Source organism: Bacillus sp. FJAT-53060, assembly GCF_037104745.1.
GTDB lineage: Bacteria > Bacillota > Bacilli > Bacillales > Bacillaceae > Bacillus > Bacillus stratosphericus_B.
Genome location: NZ_JBAWSW010000062.1, coordinates 1 through 9,490, shown reverse-complemented (window position 1 = coordinate 9,490; position 9,490 = coordinate 1). Strand labels below are relative to the sequence as shown.

Sequence of the window (9,490 nt, the reverse complement as noted above, 5' to 3'; positions counted from 1 at the left end):
AAAGCCACTACTTCTAATTGATTTCTTCTCTCTTCTTCACGTTTCGATAACATGTTCATCCCCCGCAGAATTGTGTTATTACCCTTATTATACAAAAAAGCTTGTAGACTTTGTCTACAAGCTGAAAGCCCCTGCATAAGGGGCTTTTATACTATTCATGCTTAAGTGGGTCACCATCGAAAGATTCGTCCGCAACTTTGATTGAGTCAGTTGGGCAGCCTTCAAATGCATCAAGCATATCTTCTTCAAGTACATCTGGAACTTCTACAGTCCCTTGGTTGTCATCAAGCGTAACAAATGCAATGCCTTCATCATCATAATCGTAAATGTCTGGAGCAGCTGCACCGCATGCGCCGCAAGCAATACATGTGTCTTTGTCTACAATTGTATATTTTGACATGTTAAAAAAATACCTCCCAGATTGTTCGATGGAACAAATGGTTTAACCTTTTTAGTTTCACCGATAAAAAAACAATTTCCTCAAACCTTATTGTAATGATTTTAAATTCACATTTCAACTGTAAAGTGATTGAGAATGCTAATCACATAAGGTTTTGTTCATAACTTTCCCCCATAAATTGAGTTTAAACATTTCATCTACTAAGAAATCTGTTAAAATAAAGGGAGAAAATATTCGAATTTTGTCAGGAAGACAGGTGCTTTGATGAATGGCGATTCATTACTTGGATGTCATGTTGATGGATAGCGTACATAAATTGAACGGCGAACGCTCCATTAGTGCTGTCTACCATCTTTTTAAAGGGAAAAAATCTTCACAAACGATACAGGATGCAAGTTTGTTTCAGCTTTCTAGCTATTTCGGCTGTTATCCAGCCTTTACGCGGGATCAGCTTAACCGCTCTGTTCAAAAGCTTGAAGAGCAGCACTTCATCATAAAAACAGGGGATACATTCAGCGTAACAGATGCTGGACAGCATATGGTAAGACAGCTTTTTTCTGAAAAACCGATGCCTGCTTATTTTCAGGGTGCCCAGTATCATGATAAAGCAAAGATGCTATGGGTGAGGCTATCTTTACTTGTACAAGTGCTCTCACATCATGCGGCAGGGTCACATCAATATGTGCCGATTCAAAGAGATGTATCGGTTCAAAGGTGGACAAAATCTTTTTTAAAACAGTATCACCATAAGAAAAATTTTTCTAAAGATTTGCATCATGAACTTAAAAAACTCCTTGTTCGTTTAAGTGATCAAGAAGCACTGATCTTTGTTTATTCATTGACCTCAAATGAAAGAATCGGGCGTACGTATCAGCAAATGGCTGAATGGATGAAAGAAGATGTGTGGTATGTTTACATGCTTTTTTGGAATGTGCTCCATTATTTTATTCATTCTGCACAAAAAGGTGAGGCACCGCTCATGCAGCGTATGGTAGGTGACCTTGCATTCAAACGTGTGTTAACCACCTCTACCCACAGAACACTTGAGCTTGTACAAAAAGGGTTTAGCATTCATCAAATTGCTCACATTCGCTCGTTAAAAAAGGCAACGATCGAGGACCATATTGTGGAGCTGTCTATTCATGAGCCTAGCTTTTCAATAGAACCCTATGTGACCATAGAGGAGCAGCAGGCAATCCATAATGTAGCCGGCCTGCTCCAAACAAACAAAATGAAGCTGATTAAAGAAAAACTCGAGCATCCATTCACTTATTTTCAAATACGATTGGCACTGACAAGGATGGTGAAAGCAAATGGATAAGCTTCATCAGACGCTCATGCAATACTTTGGTTATGACACATTTAAAGCAGGTCAAGAGGAGATTATTCAAAGTGTACTTGATCATCAAGATACGGTGGCCATGTTGCCTACTGGGGGCGGAAAGTCGCTTTGTTATCAAATCCCTGCCTATATGACAGACGGGTTAGTGCTTATTATTTCGCCGCTTTTATCATTGATGGAGGACCAAGTGGAGCGTATGAAAATGCGCGGAGAAAAACGGGTGGCGGCGCTAAACAGTACACTGTCCTTTCAGGTGAGACGACATATCATTCGGCATTTGCCATCATATAAATTTTTATTTGTCGCGCCTGAGGCACTGATGTCAGAAGTACTATTAGAGCAGCTTAAGTCGATGCATATTGGTCTTTTTGTCGTCGATGAAGCTCACTGTATATCAGAGTGGGGACATGATTTTCGCCCTGAATATTCCAAGTTAGGAGAATGGAGAAAAGCGTTAGGTCATCCTGTGGCTTTAGCATTGACGGCAACAGCGACAAAACAAACCCTAAAGGATACAGTGCAAACTCTGCAATTACAGCATCCAGACTTTCATATTCACTCGGTGAACCGGCCTAACATTGCCCTAGTCAAAGAAGCGCATGAAACGAAAGAGGCAAAAGAGAAACGGGCCATTGAGCTTGCGGAAACTCTTCAAGGGCCTGGACTGATTTATTGCCCGACCCGGCAAATGACAGAAGATATGACCCTCTTCATCAAACAAAAAACCCAACAACGTGTAGAATATTATCATGGCGGAATGGACGCAGGGGACCGTATGCTGATTCAGCAGCAATTTATCAGCGGGCAAATTGATCTCATTTGCTGTACAAGTGCTTTTGGGATGGGAATTGATAAGGCAGATATACGGTTTGTGATTCATATGAGCCCGCCGCAATCGATCGAAGCTTTTATGCAGGAGATTGGAAGAGGGGGTCGGGACGGGAAAAGCAGTGTGAGCGTTCTTTTGTATACAGAAGAAGATGCGGATATTCAAAGTCGTTTGATTCAAGCAGAAGGCTTTGATGATCCAGAAATTGATTTTTTCTTAGCCCAAATAGCGGAAATGTCTATAAATCATGAAAAAAAATTACGCGAACGATTGATTGAAGCTGGGCTCCAGGAGACGCGTGCGAGGATGCTGACGCATTATTACATGATGTGCGAATCCGAACAGCCTCAAGTACTCATGAAGAATCTGAAAGAAAAACTGCAGGACAGACAAACAGAAAAGCTAAGAAAAGTGTGGCAGTTTAAAGAGCGAACCACTGGTCATAGCTGCTTTAGACAATCTCTGTTATCATACTTTGACGAACAGCTTGAAACGGAGGGATCTTTCTCTGAAAACTGTTGCTCTTCTTGCGGACTTGACCTTTCTGATTATGAAAAAAAAGATCAACAATTGGAGCTGAATGAAATGAAACACTGGAAGACCGTGCTGGATCGTATGTTTCATCTGACAAAAGAGGCGCAACATTGATAGAACAACATCGCCGTATCATTCAAAAATTAACCGATCGACAAGTAGTAAAACAACTTTATTTCACGCAGCTGCTCATGCTCATCGTTTCTTTTTTGCTAGGCATTTTTATGTTTGAACATTGGACTGATTTCACCTCACTTTGGCAGATCCATGATATGCGAATACTGACTTATGGAATTGGCGGTGCTTTACTTGTCATCATTTTGGATGCAATTATCATGAGGGTATTTCCTGCTCATATGTATGATGATGGCGGCTTAAATGAAAAAATGTTCAAAAATCGTAGCATCCAGCATATTGTTTGGTTAACACTGTTCATTGCCTTTTCAGAGGAAATTTTATTCCGAGGGATCGTTCAACAGCAATTTGGGCTTGAAATCGCCAGCATTATGTTTGCGCTCCTTCACTTTCGCTACTTATCAAAAATACTCTTGTTTATCCTTGTGGTTTCCATTAGTATTTTTTTAGGACTTTTATACGAGTGGACAGGGAATTTATTTGTTCCTGTCATGACCCATTTTGTCATTGACTTAGTCTTTGCATGTCAAATTCGTTTTAAATATAGGAGGAGGGCTGAACATGGAAGAAATGTCGAGAATGAAGAGAAAAAAACAACAACTGACAAACATCCATGACGATGTAGAGGAAAATCTTCAAGAAGAAGTACATCCTTCAGATGACTCTCACTTTCCTACGCGAGAAGATTTTCATGAATATAAAAAGCAGCGCACAAAAAAGGTGCGCAACCCATTGTTTACGACATTGGCTATTATCTTTCCTATTATCGTCATAGGAGTATTCTTCCTTTTGATCTACTACACATCAGAGGAAATCAAACATAACAATAATCAAGACGTATATATTGATAAAACATCAAGTGCTGACACAGACCCAGTTCCGTCAGCACTTGTCGAAACAAAAAATGACGCAAGCGCTGATAAAGCGGATGCGTCTGATGAAGAGAAGAAAAAGAAAAGCAGCGATCAAAAGAAAAAGCAGCGATCAAAAGAAAAAGCAGAGCAAAAGAAAAAAGAAAAAGCTGCTAAAGAGAAAGAAGAGCGTGAAAAGGCAGCAGCCGCAAAAAAGCGTAAAGAGCAGCAGCTAGCCCTGCAAAAACAGCAAGAAGAGAAAAAACGAAAAGAAGCCGAAGAGAAAAAGCAGCAGGAAGAAAAGCCAGTTCGTGTCGTACAGCACACTGTTGGCCCAGAGGAAAACCTGTATCGAATTTCCATGAAGTATTACCAAAACCGTTCGGGTGAAGAGAAAATTAGAGCTTATAATCAATTAAAAGGAAACAGTGTGTACAGTGGACAAGTGCTAAATATCCCATTAGAAAACGAATGATCTGACATGAATCAATGGATAAGCACATACATATGTAGAAAAAAGGGACAGGGTGTATGTGATGACATTGCAGGCAATCAGTCGCTATATGGATCAGCCGACACAGAAAATGATTGAAACATTGATTAAAAGAAAGCGCAAATATGAGGGCTTCGCAAAGCAGTGCAAAAGGTGGCAATGGACAGCCCTTTTATCTCTAGCGATTTTTCTGTTTTATTTTGTCATAACAGCTAATAGCGGGGGATCGCTGCAGCCAGAAGCTATGATTGCAACATTGCTTGGTCATGAGGTGTTTCTATTTTGGATCATGGCCGAAGTGTTTGCTTTTTACGCATCGTTTTTTTATATGAAAAAAGAAGAAAAGGCTGAGGATGAATATCATAAGCTCAGATGTGAAATTATACAAAAAAGCACAGATTTATGGCCTCAATCAAATCAGTGGAAAGAACGTGAGGCCGTTTTTCACTACATGCAGAAGCAATATGACATCAATCTCTATTATGAAAGTAAATAAATGAAAAAAAGACGTTTAACAGCTGAAACGTCTTTTTTCATTCAAGCGTCTTATAAAAGAAAAGAAAGATGATGTAAGGGAGCCATTTGTGATGAAATATGCCATCGGATTTACTGCCGCCATTTTTGCTGTTACAACAGGTGTGTGTGTAACAGCAAAAATGGTGAAAACGGCAAAACAAAACAACATCAAAAAGCATCACTTTACAATAGAAGCACTTCAATCAGATAGACCCGCAGTCATTTTCTTTATTTCTGATACGCATCGCCGCCTTATTAGTGATACGTTGTTAGCGGAAGTAGAGCAGGAAAAGCCCGATGTGATTATGATAGGTGGGGACTTAGCAGAGAAAGGCGTACCCTATGCGAGGATTGAAGAAAATGTGAAACGTTTAACAAGAATTGCGCCAGTTTATTTTGTTTGGGGAAATAATGATCATGAGCTGCATCAGCAAAAATTAAAAGAGATATTTCACGCTTATGATGTCACCACGTTGCAAAATAAAACGGCTGTGTGGGATTTTGAAGGCCAGCCAATCAAAATAGGCGGAATCGATGATATTCGACTTGAAAAAGCAGATTATGAGGCGATACGACCTGTGTTTGTCAAAGAAGATGTAAATATTCTCCTGTCACACAATCCAGATGTGCATCACGTGATGAGTGAGGAAGAAGGAATCGACCTCGTACTGAGCGGTCATACCCACGGTGGGCAGATACGCATTGGGAAATTTGGTCCGTATGAAAAAGGGGGAACAGGTCAGATCAAAGGGGCTTTCTTTCTGATTAGTAATGGCTATGGAACAACAAAGATTTCAATGCGTCTTGGTGCAGAGCCAGAAACCCATCTAATCTATTTAATGCCGCTAAAAACTCACTAATTTGATGTACTGCTAATATTTTCCATGAAAGTCACCATAAACATCGCTTCATGCTTGTCTTCCGTCTTGACACAGTGTAAACTGAATACAAAATTAAGAACCTATGACTCATCATCTCATATACTACAGTATGATGTGTGTTTAGAAGAGGCAGGAGGGAACGTTATGCGACTGGAGCGTCTGAATTATAATAAAATCAAAATTTTTCTCACACTAGATGACCTGACAGACCGAGGTCTTACGAAAGAAGACCTTTGGAAAGATTCGTTCAAAGTTCATCAGCTGTTTAAAGACATGATGAACGAAGCGAATCAGGAGCTCGGCTTTGAAGCGAATGGACCGATTGCTGTTGAAGTATTTTCTCTTCAGGCGCAGGGGATGGTTGTCATTGTTACGAAGAGTCAGCAGGAAGATGCTGATGAAGAGTTTGATGAAGATTACATTGAGATGCAAGTCAAGCTCGACGAGAGTAAGCAAGTGCTCTATCAATTTGCCTCGTTTGAAGATGTGATTCAACTGTCCCATAGTTTAAGTCGTATTGGACTTTTAGGGGGGACAGTTTACCATTATGAAGGTCAATATTTTCTCAGCCTTGATGATTTTGAAGAACTGTCTGCTGATACCGTGATTTCCATTTTAGCGGAGTTTGGATCTCCTACGACATTAACCATTCACCGGCTACAAGAGTATGGAAAAGTGATTATGCAAGAAGATGCAATCAAAACAATCCCGATGTATTTTTAATCACTTTTTTCTATTATAAATAATACTGTTGTGATGAAACAACAGTATTTTTTTATATTTATAAACCTGATATTTTATTTTGATAAAAAACGCTTTTTACCTTTGCTTTACCAGTACGAAGGTGTATACTATTGCTTGAAAGGGAGCAGTAGATCATGAAAGATTTCTAGGGGGTTTATTTTAATGGCAGCAGATCAAAACGCCGCTCAAAACGCAGAAGATAAGTTAGATGTTTTAAAATCAACTCAAACCGTCATACATAAAGCGCTTGACAAATTGGGGTATCCGCAAGAAGTGTATGAATTGCTGAAGGAGCCAATCCGACTATTAACGGTCAAAATTCCAGTACGTATGGACGATGGATCGGTGAAAATTTTCACTGGTTATCGTGCACAGCACAATGATGCTGTCGGTCCAACAAAAGGCGGAATTAGATTCCACCCGAATGTCACTGAAAAAGAAGTAAAAGCGCTTTCAATTTGGATGAGTTTAAAATGTGGTATTGTGGATCTTCCTTATGGCGGAGGAAAAGGCGGTATTATCTGTGATCCAAGAGAAATGTCATTCAGAGAGCTTGAAAAACTTAGCCGCGGCTATGTACGCGCCATTAGTCAAATCGTTGGACCAACAAAAGATGTTCCAGCACCAGATGTGTTTACAAACTCTCAAATTATGGCATGGATGATGGATGAATATTCTAGAATTGATGAGTTTAACTCGCCAGGATTTATTACAGGAAAACCAATTGTTCTTGGAGGGTCACACGGACGTGACACTGCAACTGCAAAAGGTGTGACGATCTGCATCAAAGAAGCGGCGAAGAAAAAAGGAATTGACATCAATGGGGCTCGTGTTGTCGTACAGGGATTCGGAAATGCAGGAAGTTATTTGGCTAAATTCATGTATGATTCGGGGGCAAAAATCGTAGGGATTTCAGATGCTTACGGCGGATTATATGATGAAGATGGTCTAGACATTGACTACTTGCTTGACCGACGTGATAGCTTTGGAACCGTCACTAAATTGTTTAACGATACAATTACAAACCAAGAGTTGCTTGAGCTGGATTGTGATATCTTAGTACCTGCAGCCATTGAAAATCAAATTACAGAAGATAATGCTGCCAACATTAAAGCCAAAATTGTCGTAGAGGCAGCAAATGGGCCAACGACGCTGGAAGGAACAAAAATTCTTTCAGATCGTGGTGTACTACTTGTCCCAGATGTACTTGCGAGTGCGGGTGGTGTAACTGTTTCTTACTTTGAATGGGTTCAGAATAACCAAGGGTTCTACTGGACAGAAGAAGAAGTGGAAACTCGTTTAGAAGATATGATGGTGAAATCATTTAATAATATTTATGAAATGGCGCAAAACCGCCGCATTGATATGCGACTTGCAGCATATATGGTCGGCGTACGTAAAATGGCTGAAGCTTCTCGATTCAGAGGCTGGATTTAAGCGGCTTATTTGCACCGCGTCTTAAAATCTCCTATCCTTAAATAGGAGATTTTTTTATGTAATGGCACAAAGAACAAACAGCCCAGTAATTGTATTGCAGTGAAACGACAGGAGTGGAACAAATGAAACAAGAAAAAGCGATCATTATAGGAGGCGGCCCATGTGGATTATCAGCGGCCATCGCATTCAAGCAAATCGGGATTGATGCACTTGTGATTGAAAAGGGAAATGTGGTCAACAGTATTTATCATTATCCAACACATCAAACCTTTTTCAGCACAAGCGAAAAGCTTGAGATCGGTGGTGTCGCTTTTATTACTGAAAACCGGAAGCCAGTTCGTATTCAGGCACTATCCTATTACAGAGAGGTGGTCAGACGAAAAAGCCTGCGTGTGCATGCGTTTGAAAAAGTAAACGCTGTAACGAAAAAAGATGGGCGTTTTACCGTCAGCACGTCAAAAGAGGACTATTCATGTGACTACGTCGTAATTGCCACTGGCTACTCTGATCATCCTAACTATATGAACGTCAAAGGGGAAGAGCTTCCTCACGTGTATCATTATTTTAAAGAAGGCCACCCATACTTTGATAAAGATGTGACGGTCATCGGGGGGAAGAACTCCAGTGTCGATGCTGCGCTAGAACTTGTGAAATGCGGAAGCAAGGTCACTGTTTTGTATAGAGGAACTGAGTATTCATCTAACATCAAACCTTGGATTTTACCAGAGTTTGAAGCCCTCGTTCGGAATGGAACCATTCGAATGGAGTTTGGCGCACAGGTCAAAGAAATCACAGAAGAAGAGGTGATCTTTACAAATCAACAAGACCAAATCGATCGTGTAAAAAGTGATTTTGTCTTTGCGATGACAGGTTATCATCCTGATCATTCTTTCTTAAAAAAAATGGGTGTAACGATTGATCAAGAATCAGGTCGGCCAGCATTTGATGAACAAACGATGGAAACAAACATAGAAGGCATCTTCATTGCAGGGGTTATAGCCGCTGGAAACAACGCCAATGAAATTTTCATTGAAAATGGAAGGTTTCATGGAGAGCTGATTGCAGAAGAAATCAACAAAAGAATCAACTAATAAAAAAGAACTGGACTTGAAGTGACCCCCTTAAGTTAGACACGGTATTTATTAGACAGCTTTCGAGGCATGAGTTCGATATTGTATCGGACTCATGCCTTTTAGTTTCGTCTTTATACGTGTGTGATTGTAGTAATCAATATATTGTTCAAGTTCTTGCTTGAAGTGTTCGATGTCCTCAAATTCTTTTAGGTATAGAAATTCAGACTTTAAGATACCGAAGAAGTTCTCGATAAC

The 9,490-nt window shown here is 40.1% G+C and carries 11 protein-coding genes; 9 read left to right on the top strand and 2 right to left on the bottom strand.

Annotation, left to right across the window (positions count from 1 at the left end):
* Positions 1-151 precede the first annotated feature (151 nt).
* Positions 152-400, bottom strand: a complete 249-nt coding sequence (locus WAX46_RS14985; RefSeq protein ID WP_226567895.1) for a ferredoxin — start codon at positions 398-400, stop codon at positions 152-154.
* Positions 401-668: 268 nt separating this feature from the next.
* On the opposite strand from WAX46_RS14985, the gene WAX46_RS14980 reads away from it, so the two are divergent.
* The 9 genes from WAX46_RS14980 to WAX46_RS14940 all read left to right on the top strand — a co-directional run bounded on the left by WAX46_RS14980 (position 669) and on the right by WAX46_RS14940 (position 9,253).
* On the top strand, positions 669-1,721 hold the full coding sequence (locus WAX46_RS14980; RefSeq protein WP_336494271.1) for a helix-turn-helix domain-containing protein: 1,053 nt from the start codon (positions 669-671) through the stop codon (positions 1,719-1,721).
* Positions 1,714-3,219 (top strand): RecQ family ATP-dependent DNA helicase, encoded by a 1,506-nt coding sequence (locus WAX46_RS14975; protein WP_336494270.1) that lies wholly within the window; start codon positions 1,714-1,716, stop codon positions 3,217-3,219. Before WAX46_RS14980 ends, WAX46_RS14975 begins: the two co-directional genes overlap by 8 nt.
* Entirely contained in the window at positions 3,216-3,857 is a 642-nt protein-coding gene (locus WAX46_RS14970) for a CPBP family intramembrane glutamic endopeptidase (RefSeq protein WP_226567898.1), read from the top strand. The genes WAX46_RS14975 and WAX46_RS14970 overlap by 4 nt, the downstream gene beginning before the upstream one ends.
* The gene (locus tag WAX46_RS14965; protein ID WP_336494269.1) at positions 3,802-4,566 is read left to right on the top strand and encodes a LysM peptidoglycan-binding domain-containing protein; all 765 of its coding nucleotides are present in this window, start codon (positions 3,802-3,804) and stop codon (positions 4,564-4,566) included. The genes WAX46_RS14970 and WAX46_RS14965 overlap by 56 nt, the downstream gene beginning before the upstream one ends.
* A gap of 61 nt (positions 4,567-4,627) precedes the next feature.
* Positions 4,628-5,080, top strand: coding sequence for a YpbF family protein (locus tag WAX46_RS14960; protein WP_336494268.1), 453 nt, complete (start codon positions 4,628-4,630; stop codon positions 5,078-5,080).
* A 91-nt stretch (positions 5,081-5,171) separates the two neighbouring features.
* The gene (locus WAX46_RS14955) at positions 5,172-5,960 is read left to right on the top strand and encodes a metallophosphoesterase (RefSeq protein ID WP_336494267.1); all 789 of its coding nucleotides are present in this window, start codon (positions 5,172-5,174) and stop codon (positions 5,958-5,960) included.
* Between the two features lie 165 nt (positions 5,961-6,125).
* Positions 6,126-6,704 (top strand): genetic competence negative regulator, encoded by a 579-nt coding sequence (locus WAX46_RS14950; protein ID WP_226567902.1) that lies wholly within the window; start codon positions 6,126-6,128, stop codon positions 6,702-6,704.
* Between the two features lie 183 nt (positions 6,705-6,887).
* Positions 6,888-8,162 (top strand): Glu/Leu/Phe/Val family dehydrogenase, encoded by a 1,275-nt coding sequence (locus WAX46_RS14945; RefSeq protein WP_226567903.1) that lies wholly within the window; start codon positions 6,888-6,890, stop codon positions 8,160-8,162.
* 122 nt (positions 8,163-8,284) lie between these two features.
* Positions 8,285-9,253 carry a YpdA family putative bacillithiol disulfide reductase gene (locus tag WAX46_RS14940; RefSeq protein WP_336494266.1) on the top strand — a complete coding sequence of 323 codons (969 nt, stop codon included), beginning with the start codon at positions 8,285-8,287 and terminating at the stop codon, positions 9,251-9,253.
* Between the two features lie 51 nt (positions 9,254-9,304).
* On the opposite strand, the gene WAX46_RS14935 is transcribed toward WAX46_RS14940, so the two are convergent.
* The coding region (locus tag WAX46_RS14935) for an IS3 family transposase (RefSeq protein ID WP_336493384.1) at positions 9,305-9,490 on the bottom strand (186 nt) is incomplete at its 5' end.

Excerpts from the sequence above, each read along its gene's own strand:
- WAX46_RS14985 (WP_226567895.1), bottom strand. The coding sequence starts at position 400 with ATGTCAAAATATACAATTGTAGACAAAGACACATGTATTGCTTGCGGC.
- WAX46_RS14980 (WP_336494271.1), top strand. The coding sequence starts at position 669 with ATGGCGATTCATTACTTGGATGTCATGTTGATGGATAGCGTACATAAA.
- WAX46_RS14975 (WP_336494270.1), top strand. The coding sequence starts at position 1,714 with ATGGATAAGCTTCATCAGACGCTCATGCAATACTTTGGTTATGACACA.
- WAX46_RS14965 (WP_336494269.1), top strand. The coding sequence starts at position 3,802 with ATGGAAGAAATGTCGAGAATGAAGAGAAAAAAACAACAACTGACAAAC.
- WAX46_RS14960 (WP_336494268.1), top strand. The coding sequence starts at position 4,628 with ATGACATTGCAGGCAATCAGTCGCTATATGGATCAGCCGACACAGAAA.
- WAX46_RS14955 (WP_336494267.1), top strand. The coding sequence starts at position 5,172 with ATGAAATATGCCATCGGATTTACTGCCGCCATTTTTGCTGTTACAACA.
- WAX46_RS14950 (WP_226567902.1), top strand. The coding sequence starts at position 6,126 with ATGCGACTGGAGCGTCTGAATTATAATAAAATCAAAATTTTTCTCACA.
- WAX46_RS14945 (WP_226567903.1), top strand. The coding sequence starts at position 6,888 with ATGGCAGCAGATCAAAACGCCGCTCAAAACGCAGAAGATAAGTTAGAT.
- WAX46_RS14940 (WP_336494266.1), top strand. The coding sequence starts at position 8,285 with ATGAAACAAGAAAAAGCGATCATTATAGGAGGCGGCCCATGTGGATTA.